24 protein-coding genes and 1 tRNA gene are annotated in these 23,853 nt (G+C 56.5%); 13 read left to right on the plus strand and 12 right to left on the minus strand.

Features of this window, described 5'->3' with window-relative positions:
• Positions 1-51: 51 nt before the first annotated feature.
• Positions 52-1,998, plus strand: a complete 1,947-nt coding sequence (locus tag HEQ34_RS09445) for an alkyl sulfatase dimerization domain-containing protein (RefSeq protein WP_296199953.1) — start codon at positions 52-54, stop codon at positions 1,996-1,998.
• A 255-nt stretch (positions 1,999-2,253) separates the two neighbouring features.
• On the opposite strand, the gene mltG is transcribed toward HEQ34_RS09445, so the two are convergent.
• The 7 genes from mltG to HEQ34_RS09480 all read right to left on the minus strand — a co-directional run bounded on the left by mltG (position 2,254) and on the right by HEQ34_RS09480 (position 8,423).
• Entirely contained in the window at positions 2,254-3,183 is a 930-nt protein-coding gene (gene mltG / locus HEQ34_RS09450) for an endolytic transglycosylase MltG (RefSeq protein WP_296200002.1), read from the minus strand.
• Between the two features lie 155 nt (positions 3,184-3,338).
• On the minus strand, positions 3,339-4,598 hold the full coding sequence (gene fabF / locus HEQ34_RS09455) for a beta-ketoacyl-ACP synthase II (protein WP_296199954.1): 1,260 nt from the start codon (positions 4,596-4,598) through the stop codon (positions 3,339-3,341).
• Between the two features lie 146 nt (positions 4,599-4,744).
• Positions 4,745-4,978 (minus strand): acyl carrier protein, encoded by a 234-nt coding sequence (locus HEQ34_RS09460; protein ID WP_125229739.1) that lies wholly within the window; start codon positions 4,976-4,978, stop codon positions 4,745-4,747.
• 92 nt (positions 4,979-5,070) lie between these two features.
• Positions 5,071-5,808 (minus strand): 3-oxoacyl-[acyl-carrier-protein] reductase, encoded by a 738-nt coding sequence (fabG, locus tag HEQ34_RS09465; protein ID WP_296199955.1) that lies wholly within the window; start codon positions 5,806-5,808, stop codon positions 5,071-5,073.
• Position 5,809: 1 nt separating this feature from the next.
• Complete coding sequence (locus HEQ34_RS09470; RefSeq protein ID WP_296199956.1) at positions 5,810-6,613, minus strand: crotonase/enoyl-CoA hydratase family protein; 804 nt, start codon at positions 6,611-6,613, stop codon at positions 5,810-5,812.
• Positions 6,613-7,551 (minus strand): ACP S-malonyltransferase, encoded by a 939-nt coding sequence (gene fabD, locus HEQ34_RS09475; protein ID WP_296199957.1) that lies wholly within the window; start codon positions 7,549-7,551, stop codon positions 6,613-6,615. Before fabD ends, HEQ34_RS09470 begins: the two co-directional genes overlap by 1 nt.
• 35 nt (positions 7,552-7,586) lie before the next feature.
• Complete coding sequence (locus HEQ34_RS09480) at positions 7,587-8,423, minus strand: LD-carboxypeptidase (protein WP_296199958.1); 837 nt, start codon at positions 8,421-8,423, stop codon at positions 7,587-7,589.
• A 168-nt stretch (positions 8,424-8,591) separates the two neighbouring features.
• Between HEQ34_RS09480 and HEQ34_RS09485 the strand changes: the two genes are divergently transcribed.
• The 7 genes from HEQ34_RS09485 to HEQ34_RS09515 all read left to right on the plus strand — a co-directional run bounded on the left by HEQ34_RS09485 (position 8,592) and on the right by HEQ34_RS09515 (position 13,386).
• Positions 8,592-10,154: a Mur ligase family protein gene (locus HEQ34_RS09485; RefSeq protein WP_296199959.1), complete on the plus strand. Its 1,563-nt coding sequence runs from the start codon at positions 8,592-8,594 to the stop codon at positions 10,152-10,154.
• 161 nt (positions 10,155-10,315) lie between these two features.
• The gene (gene rpsF / locus HEQ34_RS09490) at positions 10,316-10,765 is read left to right on the plus strand and encodes a 30S ribosomal protein S6 (RefSeq protein ID WP_296199960.1); all 450 of its coding nucleotides are present in this window, start codon (positions 10,316-10,318) and stop codon (positions 10,763-10,765) included.
• A 3-nt stretch (positions 10,766-10,768) separates the two neighbouring features.
• Positions 10,769-10,993 (plus strand): 30S ribosomal protein S18, encoded by a 225-nt coding sequence (rpsR, locus tag HEQ34_RS09495; protein ID WP_125229746.1) that lies wholly within the window; start codon positions 10,769-10,771, stop codon positions 10,991-10,993.
• Positions 10,994-11,004: 11 nt separating this feature from the next.
• Positions 11,005-11,682 (plus strand): 50S ribosomal protein L9, encoded by a 678-nt coding sequence (rplI, locus tag HEQ34_RS09500; RefSeq protein WP_296199961.1) that lies wholly within the window; start codon positions 11,005-11,007, stop codon positions 11,680-11,682.
• A 215-nt stretch (positions 11,683-11,897) separates the two neighbouring features.
• Positions 11,898-12,404 (plus strand): 2'-5' RNA ligase family protein, encoded by a 507-nt coding sequence (locus HEQ34_RS09505; RefSeq protein ID WP_296199962.1) that lies wholly within the window; start codon positions 11,898-11,900, stop codon positions 12,402-12,404.
• Between the two features lie 76 nt (positions 12,405-12,480).
• Positions 12,481-12,557: transfer RNA gene (locus tag HEQ34_RS09510), tRNA-Met, on the plus strand.
• 127 nt (positions 12,558-12,684) lie between these two features.
• Positions 12,685-13,386 (plus strand): Crp/Fnr family transcriptional regulator, encoded by a 702-nt coding sequence (locus tag HEQ34_RS09515; protein ID WP_296199963.1) that lies wholly within the window; start codon positions 12,685-12,687, stop codon positions 13,384-13,386.
• Between the two features lie 30 nt (positions 13,387-13,416).
• On the opposite strand, the gene HEQ34_RS09520 is transcribed toward HEQ34_RS09515, so the two are convergent.
• Complete coding sequence (locus HEQ34_RS09520; RefSeq protein WP_296199964.1) at positions 13,417-13,611, minus strand: zinc-finger domain-containing protein; 195 nt, start codon at positions 13,609-13,611, stop codon at positions 13,417-13,419.
• A 138-nt stretch (positions 13,612-13,749) separates the two neighbouring features.
• On the opposite strand from HEQ34_RS09520, the gene HEQ34_RS09525 reads away from it, so the two are divergent.
• The 5 genes from HEQ34_RS09525 (at position 13,750) to HEQ34_RS09545 (ending at position 18,447) form a co-directional block, all read left to right on the plus strand.
• Complete coding sequence (locus HEQ34_RS09525; protein ID WP_296199965.1) at positions 13,750-14,667, plus strand: ABC transporter ATP-binding protein; 918 nt, start codon at positions 13,750-13,752, stop codon at positions 14,665-14,667.
• Between the two features lie 65 nt (positions 14,668-14,732).
• Complete coding sequence (locus tag HEQ34_RS09530) at positions 14,733-15,125, plus strand: DUF559 domain-containing protein (protein WP_296199966.1); 393 nt, start codon at positions 14,733-14,735, stop codon at positions 15,123-15,125.
• Entirely contained in the window at positions 15,125-16,699 is a 1,575-nt protein-coding gene (gene nadB / locus HEQ34_RS09535) for an L-aspartate oxidase (protein ID WP_296199967.1), read from the plus strand. Before HEQ34_RS09530 ends, nadB begins: the two co-directional genes overlap by 1 nt.
• A gap of 66 nt (positions 16,700-16,765) precedes the next feature.
• Complete coding sequence (locus tag HEQ34_RS09540; protein WP_296199968.1) at positions 16,766-18,013, plus strand: dipeptidase; 1,248 nt, start codon at positions 16,766-16,768, stop codon at positions 18,011-18,013.
• A 38-nt stretch (positions 18,014-18,051) separates the two neighbouring features.
• Entirely contained in the window at positions 18,052-18,447 is a 396-nt protein-coding gene (locus HEQ34_RS09545) for a GxxExxY protein (RefSeq protein ID WP_296199969.1), read from the plus strand.
• A 527-nt stretch (positions 18,448-18,974) separates the two neighbouring features.
• Here HEQ34_RS09545 and HEQ34_RS09550 read toward each other — a convergent pair.
• From HEQ34_RS09550 to HEQ34_RS09565, 4 genes are all read right to left on the minus strand, one after another.
• The gene (locus tag HEQ34_RS09550) at positions 18,975-20,177 is read right to left on the minus strand and encodes a M20 family metallopeptidase (protein ID WP_296199970.1); all 1,203 of its coding nucleotides are present in this window, start codon (positions 20,175-20,177) and stop codon (positions 18,975-18,977) included.
• 40 nt (positions 20,178-20,217) lie between these two features.
• Positions 20,218-21,714: a trypsin-like peptidase domain-containing protein gene (locus HEQ34_RS09555; RefSeq protein WP_366934858.1), complete on the minus strand. Its 1,497-nt coding sequence runs from the start codon at positions 21,712-21,714 to the stop codon at positions 20,218-20,220.
• 117 nt (positions 21,715-21,831) lie between these two features.
• Positions 21,832-22,677, minus strand: a complete 846-nt coding sequence (locus HEQ34_RS09560) for a protease modulator HflC (RefSeq protein ID WP_296199972.1) — start codon at positions 22,675-22,677, stop codon at positions 21,832-21,834.
• Positions 22,674-23,792: a protease modulator HflK gene (locus HEQ34_RS09565; RefSeq protein ID WP_296199973.1), complete on the minus strand. Its 1,119-nt coding sequence runs from the start codon at positions 23,790-23,792 to the stop codon at positions 22,674-22,676. Before HEQ34_RS09565 ends, HEQ34_RS09560 begins: the two co-directional genes overlap by 4 nt.
• Positions 23,793-23,853: the final 61 nt, after the last annotated feature.

The raw sequence follows: 23,853 nt of genomic DNA on the forward strand, positions 1-23,853 counted from the left end.
CCCGCAGCGTCTAATGCTGCATCGTGCCGTCAAAATATGGGGGAGAACAAGATGCACAAGATTTTATGGGCAGCGTTATTGAGCACGGCGTCGGCAACAGGCGCGTGGGCACAAGACGCAAAGCCAGCATCTGATGCGACGGTCGCCGCGCAACGCAGCGTCGCGGCGCAGCTTCCTACCGAAGATGGCCGTGATCTCGATTTTGCGGACAGGGGTTTTATCGGCACTTTGTCCGACCCCGTCATCACCAACAAAGACGGCAAGCCTGTCTGGAACCTTGGCGCTTATGACTGGATGGTGGATGGCCAATCACCCGATACGGTGAACCCAAGCCTGTGGCGGCATATGGGCCTGTTGCGTAAACATGGGTTGTATGCGCTGACGGACAATGTCTGGCAAGTGCGCGGCTTTGACGTGTCGAACATGACGGTGATCAAAGGCCAAACGGGTTGGATCATCATCGATCCGCTGACCAGCCGGGATACTGCGGCGGCGGCGCTGAAACTGGTGAATGAAAAGCTGGGCGTGCGGCCAGTCACTGCGGTCATCTATAGCCACAGCCATGGCGACCATTTCGGCGGTGTGCGCGGGATCATCAATGAGGCCGACGTAAAGGCGGGTAAGGTTGCGATCCTTGCGCCGGAGCATTTCCTTGCCGAGACGGCGTCTGAAAATGTCATGGCCGGTCCTGCAATGGGCAGGCGCGCGACGTTTCAATTTGGCAGTAACCTGACGCCTGGTCCGCAAGGGCAAATGGGCAGTGGCATCGGCAAAGGCATTGGCGGGGGTGACATCACGCTGATCCCGCCCACAATCGACATTCGCAAAACTGGCGAACAACGCGAAGTCGACGGCGTGACGTTGGAGTTCCAAATGGTGCCGAACACGGAAGCACCGGCCGAAATGAACGTCTATCTGCCAGCGGCGCGTACGTTTCTGGCCGCTGAAATCGCAACATGCACCCTGCACAACATCCTGACCCCGCGCGGCGCGAAAGTGCGTGATACGTTGAGCTGGTCCGGGTTTCTGAACGAAGCTGTCAACCTATATGGCGAGCGGAGCGACGTTATTGCCTCAAGCCATTGCTGGCCGCGCTTTGGCCAGTCGGAGGTCAAGGGCTGGCTGGCGGGGCAGCGCGACAATTATCGGTATATGCACGACCAAACGGTGCGCATGATGAACAAGGGCATGACTCAAGCCGAGATCGCGGAAGTTTTAAAGGCACCGCCAGCGATTGGCGACCAATGGTTTAACAAGGGCTATTACGGCACCTACAGCCATAATTCGAAGGCGATCTATCAATATTATCTGGGTTGGTATGATGCCGTCCCCGCCAATCTTAACCCGCATCCGCCGGAGATTCGCGCGGGCAAAATGGTCGCGGCTATGGGCGGCGCGAAGAAGGTTTTGGCAGAGGCGAAAAAGGCGATGAAAGCGGGGGACTATCGCTGGTCATCCGACCTGTTGAACCAACTCGTCTTTGCCGAACCCAAAAATGCCGAGGGGCGGGCTTTGCTTGCCGACAGCTATGAACAGCAAGGCTATCAGTCGGAATCCGCGATCTGGCGCAACATGTTCCTGACGGGCGCGCGCGAACTGCGTGCAGGCATGAAGGCAGGCATTAACGCGCAAAGCATCGACATGATTTCGGCGATACCAACTGGGTTGTTGTTGGATTCGGTGTCGACCCGGCTGGACCCGAATGTCATTGGCAATGCCGCGCTGACCCTGAATTTCGTGATTTCGGACCGAAAAGAGACCGCGAAAGTAACCGTTGGCAATTCGGTGATGTTCAGTGAAATGGGTAAGGTCCACGCTGCGCCTAATGTGACGGTCACTGGCCCGCGCCAATTGTTTCTGGCCTTATTGTTCCTGAAAATGCCGGCAGCGCAGTTGCAGGCCGCTGGTCTGAAAATCGACGGCGACAGGGCGGCGATTGAAAAGCTTCAGGCGGCGCTTGACCCGATGCCGGGTGCATTCAACATTGTGGAGCCTTAATCTAGGTCCTGACCCTAGGCAGTGAAGGCAACAAGGGCAGCGCCAAAAGTCACACTAAGGTCTCACCTAAAACGCATGCAAAAGCAGGCTAAAGTGGCTGATTGCATGCCCTTGCAGCCTCTGGGCGGTTCACGATATCTGTGGGATAAGGTGACTCGCCAAATCCTACATTGCAAGTCAAAATGCGCGGAACGTTTCGTCATATTGGTGTAAAGCGGGGTCAAAGACGAAATATTTTGCCTTTCAATTGAAGCTTTACATTTCCCCACGCTGGCGGCGCAGGGCATACCATTTTGCGACATTGGCATTATGTTCTTGCAACGTGTCGGCGAAAATATGTCCGCCCTTGCCATCGGCAACGAAGTATAAAGCGGTCGTCCTTTGCGGGTTTAGAACGGCGGCAATGGCGGCGCGTGACGGGTTGGCGATTGGCCCTTTCGGCAGGCCAGCCATAGCGTAAGTGTTATAGTCGTTCACGTCCCGGATTTCGGATTTGCGAATGCGTCGGCCAAGCGACTTGCCCTTTGTGATCGGGTAAATAATAGTCGGGTCGGCCTGCAGCCGCATCCCAATACGTAAACGATTGGAATAGACACCGGAGACAATGCGCAATTCGGATTTGAGCGCCGTTTCCTTTTCGACAATCGACGCAAGCGTAAGCGCCTCTAATGGCGTTTTAACCATCGTGTTCGGGCTGCGCTCTGGCCACAACTCGGCCATTGTTTTTGTCATGGCGTCCTGCATGCGTTTCAGGACAGCAGCGCGCGGTTCGTTTTTGTCAAAGGCGTAGCTATCGGGCAAAACCGAACCCTCGGCGGGTATGGAAATGTTCCCGGTGAGCTGGTCATTGGCCATAAGGCGTTCGTACACCATGATCGAAGGCATGCCTTCGGGAATGGTGACCATGCGTTGCACGGTTTTCCCATCTGTCAGGATGGACAATATATCGGAATTGGAGGCCTTTGCCGGAATGACAAATTCGCCTGCCTTGATGGTGTTAGACGCGCCAAATATCTTTGCCCGGCTCACAAATGCGTCCGCGGATTTGACCGCACCGCTTTTCTCAAGCTGCCGTGCAGCCGACATCATGCTTGACCCCGGCTTAATGATTACAGTCGCCGCGCGCTCCAGCGGCCCGGGCGCAGTCCATCCGTAAATAAAGTTACCAGCGATTACCGCCAGCAGCAGCGCCGCCGCAACGACCGCCCATTTGGCGAGGCGGTGATTGGCCTGTTTCCCATACCGTTTCGCCACAATTAACCCTTCTCATTCCCGCCGTCAGTGCCCGCGTGCGCGGGAATGACAAAATGAGAGATATGCGATTGGGCTATCACGTTCGTTTATTCAGCCAATTTCATGATGAGGCTGGCGTTCGTCCCGCCAAAGCCGAAGCTGTTGTTCAAAACCGCCTTCACTTCGCGTTTCTTGGCGACATGTGGGACAAGGTCAACGCCTTCTGTGCCTTCATCTGGGTTGTCGAGATTGAGCGTCGGCGGCACAATTTGGTCACGCAGCGCGAGGATGCAGAAAATGCTCTCCACCGCGCCAGCGCCGCCCAGCAAATGGCCGATGGCGGATTTGGTCGAGCTCATCGACACATTTGCCATGGCGTCACCAAATAAGCGCTTTACCGCGCCTAGCTCGATTGTATCGGCCATGGTCGATGTGCCATGCGCGTTGATATAATCAATATCAGCGGGCGTCATGCCGGCTTTTTTCAGCGCCATCTGCATGGATCGAAACGCGCCGTCACCTTCGGGATGCGGCGCAGTTACGTGATAGGCATCGCCCGACAAGCCATAGCCGACGACTTCGGCGTAGATCTTCGCGCCGCGCGCCTTGGCATGTTCATATTCTTCCAAAACAACGACGCCTGCGCCTTCACCCATCACGAAACCGTCGCGGTCCTTGTCATAAGGGCGGCTGGCGGCCTCTGGACGGTCGTTATAGCTCATATTGAGAGCGCGAGCCTGTGCAAAGCCTGCGATGCCCAGCGGGTTGATGGTGCCTTCTGAACCGCCAGCGACCATGATGTCGGCATCATCATCGCGGATCATGCGGGCGGCATCACCAATCGAGTGTGCGCCTGTGGAGCAAGCGGTGACGACTGCGTGATTGGGGCCTTTTAGGCCATATTTTATGCTGACTTGGCCCGAGATCAGGTTGATCAAGCGGCCATGCACGAAATGCGGGCTCACGCGGCCAGGGCCTTTTTCCGCCAGCAGCAATGCTTCGCTTTCAATGCCGGGTAGACCGCCGATCCCGGACCCGATGGAGCAGCCAGCGCGCACTTTTTGTTCTTCGGTCAATTCGGTGAGGCCAGCATCTTCCAATGCTTGGCCAGCGGCATCAATGCCATAAATGATAAAGGGGTCGACCTGACGTTGGACCTTGTGGTCCACGCGCTTATCGGGGTCAAAGCCCCATGGATGGTCCTTGCCCTTCACCTCGCATGCGATCAGGCATTTCTGGTTGCTGGCGTCGAAATGCGTAATCATGCCAGCACCGGATTTTCCGGCAATGAGGTTGGACCAAGTGGTTTCAACATCTGCACCCAAGGGTGTAACCAGACCTAATCCAGTGACCACGACACGACGCATTGCGTTATCTCCAAAAGCTAATCTTTACGGCCCATTACTGCGAACAGGGGCCAAAAAGCAAACGGCTTTCCGACAGAAGCGCACTTAACGCCGGTCGGAAAGCCGTTTGATTTTTTATCTGACCGCGCATCATCGCGCGTAACGGCTTAGCCGTTGCTGTTGATGAAATCGATCGCGTCCTTGACGGTCGCAATCTTTTCAGCAGCATCGTCGGGGATTTCGACGTTGAATTCTTCTTCAAACGCCATAACCAATTCAACGATATCAAGGCTATCTGCGCCCAGATCATCAATGAAGCTTGCAGCTTCTGTGACCTTATCGGCTTCAACGCCCAGATGTTCGACGACGATTTTTTTGACCCGTTCTGCGGTATCGCTCATTTTTGTGCCCCTTATTGGTTGGGAGGATGAATTTCAGATATCGCCCTAATGTGCAGAATAGCCGCTGGCAAGTGGCAAGCGACGCTTATGCATTAAAGCATCGCCATGCCGCCATTTACATGGATTGTCTGGCCCGTAACATAACCCGCTTCTCTTGACGCGAGATAAGCAACGGCGGTACCAATGTCTGCGCCTTCGCCCATACGGCCCATCGGAATACGCGCATTCAGCGCCTCTTTTTGCGCTTCAGGTAGGCTTTCGGTCATTGCGGTGGCGATGAAGCCTGGTGCGACGCAGTTGGCCGTCACATTGCGGCTGGCGAGTTCCTGCGCGATTGCTTTTGTCATCGCCGTAAGGCCGCCTTTGGACGCGGCGTAATTGGCCTGGCCAGGGTTGCCCGTGGTGCCGACGACGCTGGTGATGCTAATGATACGGCCAAAGCGCGCTTTCATCATTGGTTTCGAAGCGGCGCGTATCAGACGAAATGTTGCCTCAAGGTTGATGCGGATGACGTCTTCCCATTCCTCATCCTTCATACGCATCGTCAAATTGTCGCGTGTAACGCCGGCGTTGTTCACAAGAATGTCGATCTGGCCGAGTTTCTGGAGCGCAGCGGGAACCAACGCCTCAACGCTGTCCTTGTCACCCAAGTCGCAGGGAACCGCAACATGATCGCCACCTAAGGATGCTCGGAATGCTTCAAGCTTTTCCACGTTGGAGCCGGACACCGCAAGCCGCGCGCCTTGCGCCGCCAGCGCGTGACAGATGGCACTGCCAATCCCGCCCGAAGCGCCAGTAACAAGCGCAGTCATGCCGGTTAGATCAAACATATCATTCTCCCTTAAATTCGGGTGCGCGCTTTTCCAGAAACGCGGTGATCGCTTCGTCATTGTCCGCGGTGGCGTGGGCAAGGCTTTGCATCGCGGCGGACATTTCGAGGATATTTTTAAGGTCCGCCGTCTGCCCTTCGCGCAACAGGCGCTTCGTCATGCGGACGGCATGTGGCGGGTTTGCGGCAATTTTGTCCGCAATGGCGCGCGCGGCGGTCATCAGGTCGGCATCATCCACCACTTGCGTAACCAGCCCGATACGCAACGCTTCGGCAGCGTCGATGGTTTCGCCGGTCAAGGCAAGTTCTGTCGCTTTTGAAAAACCGACGATGCGCGGCAACAGCCATGCGCCACCGTCGCCCGGCGTAATGCCCAACCGCACAAAGCTTTCGGCAAATTTGGCCGAAGACGCGGCAATCCGGATGTCGCACATCGTGCTAAGGTCAAGCCCTGCACCAATGGCCGCGCCGTTGACCGCCGCGATGACCGGAACCTCAAGCGCTTGGAGCATCAGCGGCAGACGCTGGATACCATATTTGTAGTTGCGCCGGGTTTCTGCGGGCAATCCTGCACGCAAGCCACCGCTATCCGGACGCATTTGTTTTAAGTCACCGCCGGAGGAAAACACCGTTCCTGCGCCTGTCAGGATGACGCAGCGCACGGACATGTCCTGATCCGCTGCCATGAATGCATCGCACAACTGTTCGACGACAGACACATCCGAAATCGGGTTACGCTTTTCGGGCATATTCAGCGTGATGGTCAATATGCCACCATCGCGCGACTGGAGAATTTGGTCGTTCATTAAATCGCTTTCAATAAGGCTTCGATGTCATCCATGCTGATGACGCTTGATGTGGTGATGTCTTCGCCCGCGCTGCGCTTTACCATGGGCGACAGTATCTTCCCGCCAAACTCTGCAAAATGGGTAACGCCGGCCTCCGCCATGGCAATCGCCGACTCGCGCCAGCGGACCCGGCCAGTGACCTGCTGCACCAATTGCCGGGATATGGTGTCGGGGTCGGATACCGGCGCAGCGGTGACGTTAGCGAATAACGGCACCAATGGCGCGTGGATGGTCGTCGTCGCAAGTGCGCTTGCCATGTCATCGGCGGCGGGTTGCATCAACGGACAGTGAAAGGGTGCAGATACGGGCAACAATATGCCGCGTTTGATGCCATGGTCCTTCGCCAATGCAATCGCCCGGTCAATCGCGCCTTTGTGGCCGGAAATAACGACTTGCGACGGGTCATTGTCATTGGCGACGGTGCAGGTTTCCCCTTCGGCAGCCGCAAGGGCAAGGCTTTCGGCTTTTTGTATATCCGCGCCGAGCAAAGCGGCCATCGCACCGACGCCGACGGGCACAGCCGCCTGCATCGCGCGCCCGCGCAGCTTCAGCAGCGCAGCGGTCACCGACAAAGGCAATGCGCCAGCGGCGCAGAGTGCGGTATATTCGCCCAAGGAATGGCCAGCGACGAAATTACATTTTTCCGATAGGCGAACGCCGCCTTCCTTTTCCAAAACGCGCAAGGTGGCGATGGCATTGGCCATGATCGCGGGCTGCGCATTCTCGGTCAGTATGAGGTCGCTCTCTGGTCCTTCGCACATCAGGCGGAAAAGATGCTGGCCCAACGCCTCATCGACTTCCTCAAACACGGCGCGCGCAATTGGGCTGGCTTCGGCGAGCGCTTTGCCCATGCCAACGGCTTGGCTGCCTTGTCCGGGGAAAATAAATGCGCGCATAGCTGCTCCTGTTCGTCCGTGTTCCGGCAATTCGCCTATGGCGCGGCGTTGAATGTTGCAAGCCCGAACGGCACGATGCGATTGTCAGCATCATGACCAATATCCGCGCGGCCCAGATAATCGATCCCCGTTTTTGCGCACCAGCGCCTGGCGATTTCCTCGGTATCTTCGCCAAAGGGGCGGTCATTGACAGGCACATCGCTGACGCGGCCAAGCCGCAATCCGGCCAATCGGGCGTTTTGCAAATGGCTGGTGACATGGAAAAACGCGCGATCATAGCCATAAAGATATTCGCTGATTTCCTCGACCATCAACACATGGTCTTTCAGGTCGGGCATTAACGGCGTGCCGACCATCATCGCCAAGGTCATCAGATTGAAAGCCGCATATTTTGTGCCTGCTTGCAGTTGCGGTTCAAGCGCCTGCGGCGACGCGTGCAGCATCCAGTCGAGTGCGCGCAGGACGGCGGCCTCACCGCCAACGCGCCTGATATCGGCTGGCATTGGCCCATGGCAGACATGGCCGATTTTTGCGGCGTACAATGCGCCAAGCAGATTGCCGGCGTCGCTATAGCCCATATAGATTTTATCCGCCGCCGCCGATGTTAGCGCCGCGACGGCGTCTTGGGCGATTCGGCACGCCCCATAGCCACCGCGCGCGAACCAGACCGCATCAAAGCTGGTGTCATTGGCAAGGTCCACAAACGCGGCGCAGCGCATATCGTCTGGACCGGCGAAATGGCCAGCCTCTGCAAAACTTTGGTCGTGAAAGTTGAGTTCAGCGGTCGGGTGCGTGGTTGCGGCAAGCGCAATAACGCGCGCCGCGTCCTCCCGCGTAAATGGCGTTGATGGCGCGCAGATAGCTATCCGCATATATTACGTGCCTCTCTAATACGCGTCATTCCCGCATCGGCGGGAATCCAACGCCGGGCTGTTACGTTTCGACGGGTCGGGCATTGGTCCCCCGCCTTCGCGGGGGTGACGCAGTTTTGTATATATAGGACCATTGCCAAAATCATCTTCCGGCCATAACCGCCACTGATGCACAAAAACAAATCCTATTTCTTCTGCGGCATTGGTGGTTCGGGCATGTTGCCCTTGGCCAATATCGTCCGTGATGCGGGCGCAAGTGTCGCCGGTTCCGATCGCGCGCTGGACCAAGGCCGATTGGGACCGAAGTTCAAATGGTTACAAAGCTTGGGCATTGACCTGTTTCCGCAAGACGGCAGCGGCCTTGTTGGCGGCGACCATATCCTCATTGCCTCCGCCGCAATTGAAGACAGCGTGCCCGATATTGCAAAGGCCAAGGCGCTTGGCTGCACCCGCATGACGCGCGCGCAATTGCTCGCCGACCTGTTCAACGCCGCCCCGCGCAGCGTTGCGGTTGGCGGAACCAGCGGCAAATCGACGGTGACAGGCATGATCGGCTGGATATTGACCGATGCTGGACGTGACCCGACGATCATGAACGGCGCGGTGATGAAAAATTTCGTCGCCGATGATGCGCCCTTCGCCAGCGCGCGCGTGGGGCAGGGCGGTGTCTTTGTTTCGGAGGTCGACGAAAGCGATGGCTCCATCGCTTTGTTCACGCCCGAGGTCGCGGTCCTCAACAATGTCAGCCTTGATCACAAAAGCTTAGAAGAATTGCGGCAGTTGTTCGGCGACTTTGCGCGCAAGGCGAAAGTCTGTGTCTGGAACGCCGATGATGCGGAGACTTTGGCGTTGATGACCCTGCTATCGCCCCTCCCCTTCAGGCGTGGAGGGACCAGTCCCCCGGACTGGTCCGAGAGGCTCCACGGGGACGGGGGTGGGGTTTGTCCGTCAGGCACCGTGCCCGACTGGAACACCCCACCCGGCTCGCCCTTTTGCTCTGTCCGGGGGACAGAGCTGGCGAGCCCCCCTCCCCTGAAGGGGAGGGGAGTAAGCTTCGGTTTTTCCCCTCACGCCGACTTCCGTGCAACAGACATCACCGACCTCCCGCTCGGCAGCCGCTTCAACCTCCACGCAGAGGGCGAAACACATGCCGTGACGTTGATCGTGCCGGGCAGACACAATATCGCTAACGCGCTTGCCGCGATTGCCGCAAGCGTCGCACTTGGCGTGTCCGTTGCGCAAGCCGTGCGCAGCGTAGAGAGCTTCTGCGGCCTTGCCCGCCGTTTCGACATTGTCGGCTCGGCCAATGACATCACCGTCATCGACGATTTTGGCCATAACCCGGACAAAATTGCCGCGACACTGGCAACGTTGAGGGCGTTTCCAGGCCGCATCATCGCCTTCTTCCAACCGCATGGCTACGGCCCCATCCGCGTCATGGGCGCGGAACTTGCTGGCGTGTTTGCGGACATGCTTGGCGCGGACGACCATCTGCTCCTCTGCGACCCCGTCTATTTTGGCGGCACCGTGGACAAAAGCATCGGCAGCCAAAGCATCACCGACGCAGTGGCCAAAGCTGGCCGTAACGCCGAATATATCCCTTCGCGCGAAGACTGCGGGGAGCGTATTTTGGAAATCGCAAGGCCCGGCGACCGGATTGTGATCATGGGGGCACGGGATGATACGTTGAGCGGGTTTGCGGTCGACATATTGCAGGAGCTGGGGCGCTAGGGCGTTCACCCCTATTCGCAATCCGGCGAATCGCTTGCATTCCGCACCAATCCCCCCTAAGCGCCCCACTTCGCTCAGGTTCGCCTGAATGAAATCGAAGAAGGCCGGAGGGGCGTATGCATGGTGCTGCGTCAGCGATCGGTAGGAACAAGGAAACGCCCATGTCTCTGTACGAGCATGTATTTTTGGCGCGTCAGGACCTTTCACAGGCCCAAGTTGATGCGCTGGCTGAAAACGCCACCAAGATTGTAGAAGACAATAAGGGCAAGGTCGTAAAGACCGAAACCTGGGGTCTTCGTACATTGACCTATAAAATTCAGAAAAACCGCAAAGCGCATTTCGTGATGCTCGACATCGATGCTTCGGGCGATACCATCGCTGAGCTTGAGCGTCAGACACGTATGAATGAAGATATCATTCGTTACATGACTGTCCGCGTTGACAAGCATGAAGTCGGCCCGTCGGTCATGATGCGCAAGAGCGACCGTCCAGAGCGCAGCGAACGCAGTGAGCGTGGCGGCTTTGGCGGTGGCGACCGTGATCGCGGTGCCCCTCGTCCAGATCGTGGCGACCGTCCAGACCGCGCACCGCGCGCAGAGCAGGAGGCTTAAATCATGGCACGTCCGTTTTTCCGTCGCCGCAAGTCCTGCCCATTTCAGGGTAAGGACGCGCCGCAAATCGATTATAAAGATGTACGCCTGCTTCAGGGGTATATTTCAGAGCGCGGCAAGATTGTCCCATCGCGCATCACCGCCGTTTCGGCAAAGAAGCAGCGTGAGCTGGGCCAAGCTATCAAGCGCGCCCGTCACATCGGCCTTCTGCCGTACATCGTGAAGTAAGGAGCCGAAACATGGATATCATACTTCTCGAACGCGTTGAAAAGCTGGGTGCAATTGGTGACGTTGTCACCGTGAAGGACGGCTATGCCCGTAACTTCTTGCTGCCAAACAAAAAAGCGCTCCGTGCAAACGAAGCCAATCGCAAGGTTTTCGAAGCCAATCGCGCGAAAATCGAAAGCGATAACGCAAGCCGCCGTGATGAAGCGCAAAAAGCGTCGGGCAGTGTCGAAGGCAAGCAGATCGTTCTGATCCGTGCGGCTTCGCAAACTGGCCAGCTTTACGGTTCGGTCTCGGTCAAGGATATCGTGGACGGTCTGGTCGCCCAGGACGCCAAGGTTTCCAAGAACATGATCGTGCTTGAACGCCCAATCAAAACGCTTGGCGTATTTGGCGTCAAGGTTGTTCTGCACCCCGAAGTTACCGTCAATGTTCAGGTCAATGTGGCCCGTTCGGACGACGAAGCCGAGTTGCAGAAGGACGGCGTTAACGTTCTTGACCAGATGTTCGAAGCCGAACAGGCCGAGATCGCTGCTGAAGTCATTGAAGCGCAGGTTGAAGCCGAAGTTGCCTCTGACGCAGCCGATGCTGCCGAAGCGGCTGCCAACGCAAAGCGCCGCGAAGAGCAAGCGGCTGCCAAGGCTGCTGCAGAAGCTGCTGGCCTTTCGGCTGAGGCAAGCGACGACGCATAAAGCGTGCGATTGCTGCATACAAAACGCCGCCTTGTTGCAAGACAGGGCGGCTTTTTTGTGCCTCCACTGCACGTCATTCTGAACTTGTTTCAGGATCCATTCATGCTCCTCAACCGATGGCTTAGGGGGCACGATGGACCCTGAAACAAGTTCGGGGTGACGTCTGGTTTTAATGTGCTGTTTCATTGCTATGAACACGTGCTAGCAGCCACCCCATGACCGCACCCATCATCATCACCGCCGACATGGGCAAGGCCGATCAAGCATGGGCAAACGGCCTACGCCGCGCGCATTTTCCCGCAGAGCGCAACCATGTCGATGCGCACATCACCCTGTTCCTCCATTTGCCGCCAAGCCATTTGCCCGAAATCAAATCGCGCTTGGCGGGGCTTGTTGCGGATTATCCAGCGCCTGTGGCCTTTCTGGGCGATATCATGCTGCTGGGTAAGGCGGTCGCATTTCGTGTCGATAGTCCTGAATTGCTTAGCCTGCGGGAGGAGTTGGCCGACAGTTTTCGCGGGCTGTTGATCCCGCAAGATCAGGCGCAGCCCCGATTGCACATCACGGTCCAGAACAAGGTGGAGCCGCCCGTCGCAAAGGCACTCCACGCGCATCTGTTGGACAACTTCCGTCCGCGTCCGCTCACCATTTCGGGGCTATCCGCGCATTATTATCGCGATGGACCATGGGAGCATATCGCAAGATGGTCATTTCGTGGCTGACAATGCTTGACCCATATACCCCCCGCGCTTATAGCGCCGCGTGCTTCCCCGCAAATGCTGGGAATCACGCTAGGATGGCGAAGTAGCTCAGCTGGTTAGAGCGGTGGAATCATAATCCATAGGTCGGGGGTTCAAGTCCCTCCTTCGCTACCATATTTCTTGTGCGATATTGGGGTCGAACCCCGACAGCAGCACGATCCGTAAAAGAGCAACAGACTGACGTTAAGCAGACGTGCTTTGAGCAGTTGCCGCGCTTTGCAGCATTGGCTATGATAAGAGCATGGAAGATTGCTCCCAATGTATTGTAAGGAACCGCGCAATTTGCGCCGGGCTCGAAACAGACGAGCTTGATCTACTGGGTCGACTGGGCCGAAAGCAAAAAGTTTCCAAGGGGCAAACCATATTTTGGGAAGGTGATGACGCCGTCGTCGTCGCCAATGTCATCGAAGGCGTGCTGAAGGTTTCGATGAGCATGTCCAATGGCCGCGAGCAGATTGTAGGGATTGTTTTTTCATCGGACTTTATTGGTCGGCCCTTTGGCCAGCAAAGCCCGTATAGCGTGACCGCGCTAACCGACGCCGAATTGTGCATTTTCTCGCGATCTACCTTTGACAGCTTCGCGCGTCAGCATCCAGATCTGGAGCATAAGTTGCTGCGCCGGACGTTGAATGAACTTGATCGTGCGCATGCATGGATGCTGCTGCTCGGCAAGAAAACCGCGACGGAACGGATCGCGACTTTGTTGCTCGAAATGTCTGTTCGGCTCGGCGAAACGGGCTGCAAGGTTGACAAAGGTGCATTGGACGCATTTGAATTGCCGCTTGATCGCCAGCAAATTGGCGACGTTCTAGGGCTAAGGATTGAAACCGTAAGCCGTCAGTTTTCCAGATTAAAAGCCGATGGTGTCATCCATCTGCCAGACCGCCGGACCGTTTCCATACGCGACCGTGCGCGGCTTCAGGATCTTTCGGATGCTGCCTGAACGGCGGTTTAAGAACGCTTTGGGTGGGGTTTAACCGGGAATATCATCCGCCGGGCCACCGATAAGCACAAAATGCCGGTCGCAATAGCCGCAATCGACATAGCCCTTTTCATCAATTTGAAGCCAGACCCGGGGGTGGCCCAATGCGGCGGGAATATCTCCACTGCCGTCGCAAGCGACGCGCGATTCGCGGACTCGGATTGTTTCGGGGGCGTAATTGTTCATGTGCGCCGCTTAGCAAAGCCGCAACGTGGCTGCAACGGCTGAGAAATAGGGAAGTAACGATAATCGCGCGGTCACGAAATTCCAGCGGATGGGTTCCATGTGATTGCGCTGGCACCATGCGTTCGCTATCGAACAGACATGTCTGAACAAGCTATCTCAATCCATAACCTTTCCAAAAAATATGCAGGGGGAAAACAAGCGTTAAGCGATGTCAGTTTTGACGTTGCGCAAGGGTCGATTTTCGGCCTTCTTGGGCCCAATGGCGCTGGCAAATCTACGTTGATTAACATCTTGGCCGGGCTGGTGATGAAGACATCGGGCAGCGCGTCGATATGGGGGTTCGACATCGACGCCCATCCGCGCAACGCGAAGGCGTCCATTGGTATTGTGCCACAGGAAATTATGTTCGACCCGTTCTTTACACCCAAAGAAGCGCTTGAATTGCAAGCGGGGCTTTATGGTGTGCCCAAGTCAAAGCGGCGGACGATGGAATTGTTGAAAGCCGTCAGGTTGGAGGACAAGGCCGATGCCTATGCGCGGACCCTGTCGGGCGGCATGAAGCGTCGCTTGCTGGTCGCCAAAGCCATGGTTCATGCGCCGCCCGTGATCGTACTTGATGAACCGACGGCGGGTGTTGATATCGAACTGCGTCAGCAATTATGGGATTATGTGCAGGAACTGAACCGCCAAGGCGTAACGGTTGTGCTCACCACCCATTATCTCGAAGAAGCCGAGCAATTGTGCGACCGTATTGCGATCATCAACCATGGGCAGTTGATTGCCAACAAGCCGACGCGCGAACTGGTCGGCATGGCGCGTGAGAAGGCGGTGGTTTTAACGCTGGACCGCGATGTAACCAGTGCGCCAACGCATGAAGCCTTTGAAAAGACAGAGCTGCTTGGCGAACGCACGGTTGAGATTACCTACAATAAAGACCGCATGAATGCAGGCGAAGTGCTTTTAGTGATCCAAGGCCTTGGGTTGGGCATCGTCGACGTAACCACCAAGGAGGCTGACCTAGAAGACGTCTTCCTCCGCCTGACAAGCGCCGCATAACATGTTCCCCTCCCGCCTGCGGGAGGGGTTAGGGGAGGGCCAGAGCGGTTCAGGAGGACAGGTAGTTGGACAATCCAATTTTCAGAACCAGAAACACCGAACGATCGCGGGAACTACGCCGGGCATCTCCACCGGCTGAACGCAAATTATGGTCTCAATTACGGGCTGGTCAGTTAAACGGGCACCGATTTACCAAACAATTTCAAGTCGGCAGCTATTTCGTCGATTTTGTTTGTCGTGAGAAAAAGTTGGTTGTTGAAGTGGACGGATGGTCACATGACGCACGGCAAGGATATGATGGCCAACGCGACAAATTTATTCGGTCAAAAGGCTTTGAAGTGCTACGTTTTACGAATGAGCAAGTAATGCTTAATTTGGAGGGGATCTTGGTAATGATATGCGAGCGCTTGGCGGCGATACCCTCCCCCAACCCCTCCCGCACGCGGGAGGGGAGTTGATGGAAGCGGATGTACTGATCATTGGGTCGGGCGCGGCGGGGTTGACGGCGGCGTTGCAACTGGCGGCAACGCGCAAGGTTGCGGTGCTGGCCAAGGGTTCCATTTCCGATGGCGCAACTGCTTGGGCGCAGGGTGGGATTGCCGCCGTGCTTGAACCCGGCGACAATTTTGCGAACCATATCGAGGATACGATGGTTGCAGGCGCGGGGCTGAATAACCGCGCCACGGTTGAATTTGTCGTGGAGAATGCGCCGCTCGCGATTGAACGACTGGCACAGCTGGGCGTGCCGTTCAATCTGGAGGGCAATGACTGGCACTTGACCCGCGAAGGCGGACATAGCCACCGGCGTATCGTCCATGTTGACGACGCCACCGGTTGGGCGGTCCAGCAAGCGTTGGAAGCGGCGGCCAGAGCGCATCCGAATATCAGTTTGGTTCCGGACATGGTCGCCGTTGACCTGATCTTGGGCCGGCATCAGGAACGCTTTTCAACCTCAGGCCGTATCCACGGCGTTTATGCGCTCAACCGCAAAACGGGCCAGGTCGAGACCTTTACTGCGCGCGCGACCATTCTCGCGAGCGGCGGCGCTGGCCGGACTTATCTATACTCCACGGCTCCGCGCGGTGCGACTGGTGACGGCATTGCCATGGCGTGGCGCGCCGGATGCCGCGTGTCGAATATGGAGTTCATGCAATTCCACCCGACCTGCCTTTACAATCTTGAGGTCAAGAATTTCCTGATAACAGAGGCGGTGCGCGGCGAGGGCGGAATCCTGAAAAATCCGAAAACGGGGCATCGTTACATGCCCGATTATGATGATCGCGCAGAGCTAGCGCCACGTGACATTGTTGCCCGCGCCAATGACGCCGAAATCAAGCGCGACGGTCTGGATTATGTCCATCTGGACATCAGCCACAAGCCACCCGAATTTGTAAAAACGCATTTCCCGAACATTTATGAAAAGTTGCTTGGCCTTGGCATCGACATCACGCGGGAGCCGATCCCGGTGGTGCCAGCGCAGCATTATACCTGCGGCGGTGTGATTGTGGATATGGATGGCCGAACCGACGCGCCGGGTCTGTATGCCGCAGGCGAAGTGACGCAAAGCGGCCTGCATGGTGCAAACCGTCTGGCATCTAACTCCTTACTTGAATGCTTCGTCTTCGGTGATGCTTGCGCCCGCCATATCGACGCCAATTGGGACAGCCTGCCGCCCCCGCCAAAAATTCGGCAATGGGATGAAAGCCGCGTTACCGACAGCGACGAAGAGGTCGTGATTGCACAATGCTGGCGCGAAATCCGGCAGTTCATGTGGAACTTTGTGGGCATCGTCCGTACGACAAAAAGGTTGGAGCGCGCGCAGCATCGCATTGATTTGCTGCGCAGTGAGGTTGAGGATTATTACAGCCATTTCCGCGTCACGCCGGACCTGATTGAACTGCGCAACTTGGTCGAGGTTGCCGCCTTGATTATCCGGTCTGCGCTGGCACGGCATGAAAGCCGGGGGCTGCACTTTACGCTCGATTATCCCAAAATGGCAGACGAAGCGGTCGACACGATTTTGATGCCATAGGCACAAAACACTTTCCTGCCGATAGAAACTTCAGGCAGTGTCTCATCTTGTTATTTGGAGGCTATTATGATCGTTCGAAATCAAGTCGCAGCTTTTCACGTCCGTAAATTCTTGCATGTGTCTGTCCTGGCGCTGCTGGCGGCAATGGCGGTCCCTGCCGCCGCCGCAACGCCAGAGGAAACCGCGCGCGAAGTGCTCGCCAAATCGCCCATCATCGACGGCCATAATGACACACCGCACCAGATTGCCGAACTGTTTGCGCGTGATTTTTCGAAATTCGACCTGACTGCATTGCCGGCGGACGTGCTCGCCAAAACCCATACCGACATAAAAAATGCGCGCGCAGGATATTTGGGCGGGCAATATTGGTCGGTCTATGTTGATGCCGCTTTGCCCAAGCATGAGGCGGTGACCCGCAATATTCAGCAGATCGATGTCGTCCGGCAAATGATGGCGCGATATCCCGAAACATTCACGTATGCCGCAACGGCTGCAGAGGTTGAGGCGGCGATGAAAAAGGGCAAAATCGCCTCGCTTATTGGTATGGAGGGTGGGCATTCCATTGGCAGTTCTCTGGAAATCCTGCGGCAGACCTATGCGCTTGGCGCGCGTTACATGACCCTCACACACAGCCTGACCACCGATTGGGCGGACAGCGCAACGGACGCGCCAAAGCATGACGGATTGTCGCCCTTTGGCTTTGAAGTGCTCGCGGAAATGAACCGTCTGGGGATGATTGCCGACATCAGCCATGTGTCAGAGGCAACGATGCACGATGTGTTGGATAAGAGCACTGCGCCGGTCTTGTTCACGCACAGCAACGCCCGCGCAATCACACCGCACCCGCGCAACGTGCCCGATTCGATCCTGAAGCGTCTGCCGCAAAATGGCGGCGTGGTGATGGTCACCTTCGTGCCGGGCTTCACCTCGGCGGCCCGGCGTCAGTGGGAATATGAACGTTCCGCCGTTGCAGGGAGGGCCAAGACCGAATTTTCCGGCAATCCCGCCGACGAAAAGGCGGCTGTTGACGCATGGATTGCCGCCAACCCGCAGCCCAAGGCTACGCTGGCGCAAGTGGCCGACCATATCGACCATATCCGCAAGGTGGCAGGCATCGACCATATCGGCATTGGCGGTGACTTTGGCGGCGTGGACGAACTGCCGGTTGGCCTAGAAAATGTCTCAACCTATCCCGCCTTATTCGCCGAACTCGTCCGCCGTGGCTATGCGAAGACGGACCTCGCCAAAATTGCCCAAGGCAATGTCCTGCGCGTGATGCGCGGCGTGGAGAAAGCGGCGGGTAAGTCATTTTAGCACGCAAAGACGCAAAGGCGCAAAGAAGGGACATAAGAATGCGTGATCTTGAGGACTTGGCGCGCATTGCAGTGGATTGTGGCTTTCAAATCCACAGTAGCTTGGGCCCTGGACTTCTTGAGAGCGTTTATGAAGTGATCTTAGCAGACTCGCTGGCAGAGCGTGGTCTTTCGGTGCAACGGCAGAAGCCAATCGCAATTCATTTCAACGGTCGATATTTTGATGAAGGTTTCAAGGCGGATTTGCTTGTCGAGGATAGGCTGCTGATCGAGTTGAAATCTACTGAGCGATTGCTTGCGGTTCACGGTCGCCAAGTTTTGACTTATCTCAAATTGTTAGACTTGCCTCTTGGGCTGCTCATGAACTTCGGCGGTGCAACCTTCAAAGAAGGCGCAAAACGCGTTGTTAACAATTACCGGCCAGCCGATGCTTAGCTCCTTCTTTGTATTTCTGTCCTTGCTATTCCCTTCGTGCGGACAAAAAACCGAAGCGCAGATTCATAATTTTTATCACGCAAAGCCGCAAAGGCGCAAAGGAAGTAAAAAAGAAAAAACGCACCGGCTTCCGCTGTGTTCAAGATTACAGGTCGACCGTAACGACTTCTTCTTTGCGCCTTTGCGGCTTCGCGTGATAAAAAACTATTTAAATGCCCCATCTTATTGTCAGGCGACAACGCCGACTTTCTAGGGTCAGGACCTATTAAATCCACCTTCGCGGTTTGAGGCCATTTTGTTCAGTGCAAGGCGGCAAAGCGTAGGACTTAGTGGTTCTAAGTCCAAGCTTGCCAACGTGGCAATGGACAAAATGGGTCAAATCCGAAGGACGTCAAAATGGCTTCGATCTCAAAGGAAAATGCCCTTGCAGGCAGAATAACTGCCTGCGGCGGCCATTTTACTTCGATATCTTTGCCATTTTGACGCCGCGAAGGTGGATTTAATAGGTCCTGACCCTAAGCAAAAACCTAGGCAAACCCGTCGGCCAGGTACCGCTCCGCGATGGCGGCGTGGAGGGCGGCGCCTTTGGCCATGACGCTGTCGTCGAGGACCATGCGGTTGGAGTGCAGGCCGCAGCAGGTGCGCCAGTCGTCGCCTTCGTGTGACGCGCCTAAGAAGAACATCGCGCCGGGGACTTTTTCGAGGACATAGGCAAAATCCTCTGCACCCATGATGGGCGTGTCGAGCGTGATCCAGCTTTCGGGGCCGAACATATCCTCGACCACCGCCTTGCCAAACTGAACGGCGCGGTCGTCGCAGACGGTGACGGGGAAGCCCTGTTCAATATGCACCTGCGCGCTGCAACCATGGGCGGCGGCGATGCCGGGGGCAAGGCGGTGCAATTCCTCGGCCACGCGTGCGCGAGATTGTGCCGACAATGTGCGGATGGTGCCTAGCAAAACTGCGGTTTCGGGAATGATATTGTCGGTGGTGCCCGCCGATATTTTGGCGATGGTGACAACGGCAGGATTGAATACCGAAATCTTGCGCGTCACCATTGTCTGGATAGCCGAAACGATTTCGCAAGCGACGGGGATGGGGTCGATGGCGTCATGCGGCATGGAGGCGTGACCGCCAGCGCCCTTGACGGTGATGGTCAGCACATCGGACGATGCCAGTAACGGACCACTTCGCCCACTAAACACCCCGCGCGGCGCGTTGGGCATGATGTGCAAGGCAAAGGCGGCATCGGGTAGGGGGTCAATCAGGCCGTCATCCAGCATGAAGCGTGCGCCATGATGGCCTTCTTCGCCCGGTTGGAACATGAACTGCACCGTACCCGACAGTTGATCGCGTTTGGCACATAGCATTTTGGCTGCACCCACCAGCATCGCGACATGGGTGTCATGCCCGCACGCATGCATCGCGCCTTCGGTCAGCGAGCTATATGCAAGGCCGGTATCCTCATGCAGCGGCAGTGCATCCATATCGCCGCGCAGCAACACCGTGCGGCCATTTGCAGGGCCTTTGAGGGTCGCAATGAGGCCCGTGGTCGATGGCCCCTCACGCAGCTCCAGCGGAAGGCCAGCAAGCGCGGCCTTTATTTTTGCCAATGTCTTGGGATTTTGCAGGCCAAGCTCAGGCTCGCGATGAATATCGCGGCGTAGGTCGATAAGGTCGGGAAGGATATGTTCGGCGTCGGCGCGCCAGTCGGTGCTGATTAAGTCCATAGCTTAACTAGCACCAGCCTGGCGCGCCCGACAACAGTCTTTAGTCTTCCAAACGGACCGCCACATATTGCGTGGCTGCTCCACGCCGTTTGACGCCCAGCAGGATCGCGCTGCGACCGGCTGCCTTTGCATCCTTAACGGCAGCGGCGAGTCCGGCCGCTGTGCTCAAGGCCCGGTAATTTGCGGACACGATCACGTCACCGCGCCGCAAACCAACCTGCACACCAGTGCCAGCGCCCGGAACGTCGATGACAACGCCCTTTACGTCGGCTGTCATGCCAAGCGCACGTCCGATTTCGGCGTCGAGCGGGATGACGCTAAGGCCGAGCGCGTCACGAATGACTTTGGCGTCGGGCGTATCGGTTTGCTTATCGAAGTCTTTATTTTCTTCTGGGTTGAAGTTCGCCTGCGCCAGCTTCTCTTCCGGTGGACGCGCGCCTACCGTAGCGGTCAGCTTCATAGGCTTGCCTTCGCGCAAGATGTCGAGCGGAATACGCGTGCCGGGTTTGATGTTGGCGACGATGTAGGACAATGTCGCTTCAGGCGTCACTTCACGGTCATTAACGCGCAGCACAATGTCGCCTTCTTTCAGGCCAGCCTTGTCTGCGGCCTCACCCGCAACAATACGTGCAACAAACTCGCCACGGTTCTTTTCAAGACCAAGAGCATCGGCAACTTCTTCGCTAACCGGCTGGATGCTTATACCAAGATAGCCACGCTCTGGACGAACGCCTTTTTTCAAGGACTCAACAACGGGGATGGCTTCATCGGCTGGAATTGCAAATCCGACACCAATATTCGCGCCGACGGGCGAAATCAGGCGGTTATTGATGCCAACAACTTCACCCTTCAGGTTAAACAAAGGGCCACCGGAATTGCCGGGGTTAATTGCGGTGTCGGTCTGAATGAAGCGGTCATAGGCGCCGCCAGCGCCGATGTTACGCTGAAGCGCGGAGATGATTCCCGCAGTCACCGTGTTGCCAAGGCCAAGCGGGTTGCCGATTGCGATGACCCAGTCACCCACGCGGCTTTTCTTGGAATCTGCCATTTTGACAAAGGGCAGGTCGGAAGCGCGGATCTTGAGCAAAGCAATATCCGATGATGGATCGCGGCCAACGATTTCGGCTTGATACTCTTTGCCGTCGAAAAGCGTCACCGTCACACGGTCAACGGCTTCGCCAGCCGGGCCACCGGCCACAACATGATTGTTCGTCACGATGTAACCGTCGCTTGAAATAAGAAAGCCTGAACCGCCACTGGCTTGTTCCTGCGTGACGGGGCGGCGTTCGCCCGTCAGCGGGTTCAGGCTGGTGGCAACCTGCACCTTTTGACGTGTCGCGATGTTGACGACCGCTGGCTGCAATTGCGCGGCAAGATCCGCAAAGCTCGATGGCGCGCCGCCGGGGGCGAGGTTGATCTGTTCGGAAACCGCCAGTCCGGTTTGCGCGGTGACGGGGTTGCCATTGACTAAAGCAACTGTGCCGCCAGCCATCAAAAGCGCGGTGGTAACTGCATAAGCGTAACGCACGGATAACATTCCTCTCGTCTATTCAACTGGGCAAGCGCCCTAAAAATCTGTTCATCGTTGGCGTGGCAAAGCTGAACGCCGATTGAATGGACGCCATCCAACCGACCAACATCATATATCCGTCGATTAAATGCCTTTACGGAATTTTTCCAGATAGGCGTTTTGCGGCGACAGGATGATATTGGTTGCGCCTTCACCATTCTGGAACGTCTGACGATAGCTTTGCATCGCACGGTAGAAATCGTAGAATGCCGGATCCTTGCCATAGCTTATGGCGTAGATGCGGGCGGCCTCGGCCTCAGCGTCAGCACGGATAATTTGTGCTTCCTTTTGGCCTTCGGCGTCGATGGCGATCGCCTCCTGATTTCGGGCGCTGCGCATGCGGTTATACGCCGATTGCAACGTTGCAGCCGGCAAGTCGGCACGCTTGATGCGCACGTCAATGACTTCTGCGCCATATTTTTTGGCTTCGCGATTAAGCGCTGTTTGGATATTCTCCATGACTTCGCCGCGTTCCGCGCTCAGCAAGGCGACAAAGGTCCGCTTACCAAGTTCGTTGCGCAGCGATGAACCCAAAATCGTCCGCAATTGGTCACGCAGGCGATCTTCGGTGCGGATTGTGCGGTACATCACGGCGGGCTTGGTGATACGGAAACGGGCAAAGGCATCAACCTGAAGGCGCAATTGGTCCGTCGAGAGCACTTCTTGTTGCTCCATCTGAACGCTCAAGACGCGCTTGTCGATCATCTGGATTTGTTCGACAAGGGGTATGCGGAAGGTAAGCCCAGCACGTGTTTCGCCGAATTTTTCGCCGGGTTTATAGGGGTTTACGATCCGGTCGACCTTACCATAGCTGCTGATAATGGCCTGTTGCGTTTCGGGTACGACGTTCACCGACATGCTCATCAATATGAGCGCACCGATCGCGCCAATCGCGAGATAAATCGGATTGCGAAGAAGGCTGCTGGTCATTGCTTGGTCCCTGTCACGGTCACGGGCTCGGCCTTTGGAGCCGTTCTTTTCTGAAATTCGGGAATGGGAAGGTAAGGCGTGACACCGCCCGTTTCGACAATCGTCTTGTCGACCTTCCCAAGTACTTGCTCCATCGTTTCATAATAAAGCCGCCTTTTGGTCACTTCGGGCGCTTCACGATATTGCACATAAATTTTGTCAAATTCGGCGGTTTCACCCAATGCAAGCTCGGTCACGCGGCTGGCATAAGCGCGGGCATCGTTCAGATAGCTTTCGCGCCGTTGTTGCGCCGCGTTCACTTCACGGAAGGCGTCATTAACCTCCGCTGGTGGGTCCGATTGGCGAATCGAGATACTCTGGATCAGCACACCAGCCCGATATTCATCGAGCACCTGCTGCATCCGGCGACGCACCTCAATCTCGATTGCACCTCGGCCCGGGCCTATGGCCTGCGTCAGATCATAATTGGCAACCGCAGCGCGCATCGCGCTTTCGGCGACTTCTTTGACTGTTTCCTGCGGGCTGTCGAGTTGGAACAGGTACAGCTCCGGCTCTTTAATTGACCAGCGGACGTCATAAGCCATGTCGATGATGCTTTGGTCCTTCGTCAGAACCAGATTCTCGCTGCTTGCCTTTGGCGAGCCTACAGATGTTGTCTGAATCTGTTGGGTGTCAATTTTCGTCACGCTTTGCAGTGGCGCAGGTAAAGTGAACTGGATTCCAGGTGGCAATGTACGCGAATATTTACCTAATTGCGTCACGACGCCTTCTTGTTCGGGGCCAATGCGATGAATACTTGTCCACACCAGCCACAGCGCCACCAAGGCGCCAATGATAAGCGGGAACCAGCTTTTGCCATCGGGGCGTTGCGGCAAGCCACCAAATCCGCCGCCTTTTCTGCGCAGCAGATCCTCAAGCGATGGGCCGCGCGAACGGGTGCGTCCGGCGGGTTCGGGTGTTGGGTCCCACGGGTTAACGGGATCGGGCTTCGATCCGCCTCCACGTCCGGTTGGGTTGCTTGTGCCGCTTGTTTCCCCGGTATCGGGCGAATCCCACGGTCCTTTGCCATCTGCTGCCAAAATTACGGGTCCCTGCTTGTCAAATTTGGTGCTCATAAAACCTTTATAAGAACGGTTTTTCAGAAAAACAGTGTCAATCCCGCAATTCTGAATCTAT

This window comes from Sphingorhabdus sp. (genome assembly GCF_023910635.1).
Taxonomy (GTDB): domain Bacteria; phylum Pseudomonadota; class Alphaproteobacteria; order Sphingomonadales; family Sphingomonadaceae; genus Sphingorhabdus_B.

What these genes read in the sequence shown, in the direction of transcription:
- HEQ34_RS09445 (WP_296199953.1), top strand. Translation starts at nt 52, where the DNA reads ATGCACAAGATTTTATGGGCAGCGTTATTGAGCACGGCGTCGGCAACA.
- HEQ34_RS09460 (WP_125229739.1), bottom strand. Translation starts at nt 4,978, where the DNA reads ATGAGCGATACCGCAGAACGGGTCAAAAAAATCGTCGTCGAACATCTG.
- HEQ34_RS09565 (WP_296199973.1), bottom strand. Translation starts at nt 23,792, where the DNA reads ATGAGCACCAAATTTGACAAGCAGGGACCCGTAATTTTGGCAGCAGAT.
- HEQ34_RS09520 (WP_296199964.1), bottom strand. Translation starts at nt 13,611, where the DNA reads ATGAACAATTACGCCCCCGAAACAATCCGAGTCCGCGAATCGCGCGTC.
- HEQ34_RS09550 (WP_296199970.1), bottom strand. Translation starts at nt 20,177, where the DNA reads ATGGACTTAATCAGCACCGACTGGCGCGCCGACGCCGAACATATCCTT.
- fabF (WP_296199954.1), bottom strand. Translation starts at nt 4,598, where the DNA reads ATGCGTCGTGTCGTGGTCACTGGATTAGGTCTGGTTACACCCTTGGGT.
- nadB (WP_296199967.1), top strand. Translation starts at nt 15,125, where the DNA reads ATGGAAGCGGATGTACTGATCATTGGGTCGGGCGCGGCGGGGTTGACG.
- fabD (WP_296199957.1), bottom strand. Translation starts at nt 7,551, where the DNA reads ATGCGCGCATTTATTTTCCCCGGACAAGGCAGCCAAGCCGTTGGCATG.
- HEQ34_RS09515 (WP_296199963.1), top strand. Translation starts at nt 12,685, where the DNA reads ATGGAAGATTGCTCCCAATGTATTGTAAGGAACCGCGCAATTTGCGCC.
- HEQ34_RS09505 (WP_296199962.1), top strand. Translation starts at nt 11,898, where the DNA reads ATGACCGCACCCATCATCATCACCGCCGACATGGGCAAGGCCGATCAA.
- rpsF (WP_296199960.1), top strand. Translation starts at nt 10,316, where the DNA reads ATGTCTCTGTACGAGCATGTATTTTTGGCGCGTCAGGACCTTTCACAG.
- HEQ34_RS09560 (WP_296199972.1), bottom strand. Translation starts at nt 22,677, where the DNA reads ATGACCAGCAGCCTTCTTCGCAATCCGATTTATCTCGCGATTGGCGCG.
- rpsR (WP_125229746.1), top strand. Translation starts at nt 10,769, where the DNA reads ATGGCACGTCCGTTTTTCCGTCGCCGCAAGTCCTGCCCATTTCAGGGT.
- HEQ34_RS09540 (WP_296199968.1), top strand. Translation starts at nt 16,766, where the DNA reads ATGATCGTTCGAAATCAAGTCGCAGCTTTTCACGTCCGTAAATTCTTG.
- HEQ34_RS09480 (WP_296199958.1), bottom strand. Translation starts at nt 8,423, where the DNA reads ATGCGGATAGCTATCTGCGCGCCATCAACGCCATTTACGCGGGAGGAC.
- HEQ34_RS09470 (WP_296199956.1), bottom strand. Translation starts at nt 6,613, where the DNA reads ATGAACGACCAAATTCTCCAGTCGCGCGATGGTGGCATATTGACCATC.
- rplI (WP_296199961.1), top strand. Translation starts at nt 11,005, where the DNA reads ATGGATATCATACTTCTCGAACGCGTTGAAAAGCTGGGTGCAATTGGT.
- HEQ34_RS09545 (WP_296199969.1), top strand. Translation starts at nt 18,052, where the DNA reads ATGCGTGATCTTGAGGACTTGGCGCGCATTGCAGTGGATTGTGGCTTT.
- HEQ34_RS09555 (WP_366934858.1), bottom strand. Translation starts at nt 21,714, where the DNA reads ATGTTATCCGTGCGTTACGCTTATGCAGTTACCACCGCGCTTTTGATG.
- fabG (WP_296199955.1), bottom strand. Translation starts at nt 5,808, where the DNA reads ATGTTTGATCTAACCGGCATGACTGCGCTTGTTACTGGCGCTTCGGGC.
- HEQ34_RS09525 (WP_296199965.1), top strand. Translation starts at nt 13,750, where the DNA reads ATGTCTGAACAAGCTATCTCAATCCATAACCTTTCCAAAAAATATGCA.
- HEQ34_RS09485 (WP_296199959.1), top strand. Translation starts at nt 8,592, where the DNA reads ATGCACAAAAACAAATCCTATTTCTTCTGCGGCATTGGTGGTTCGGGC.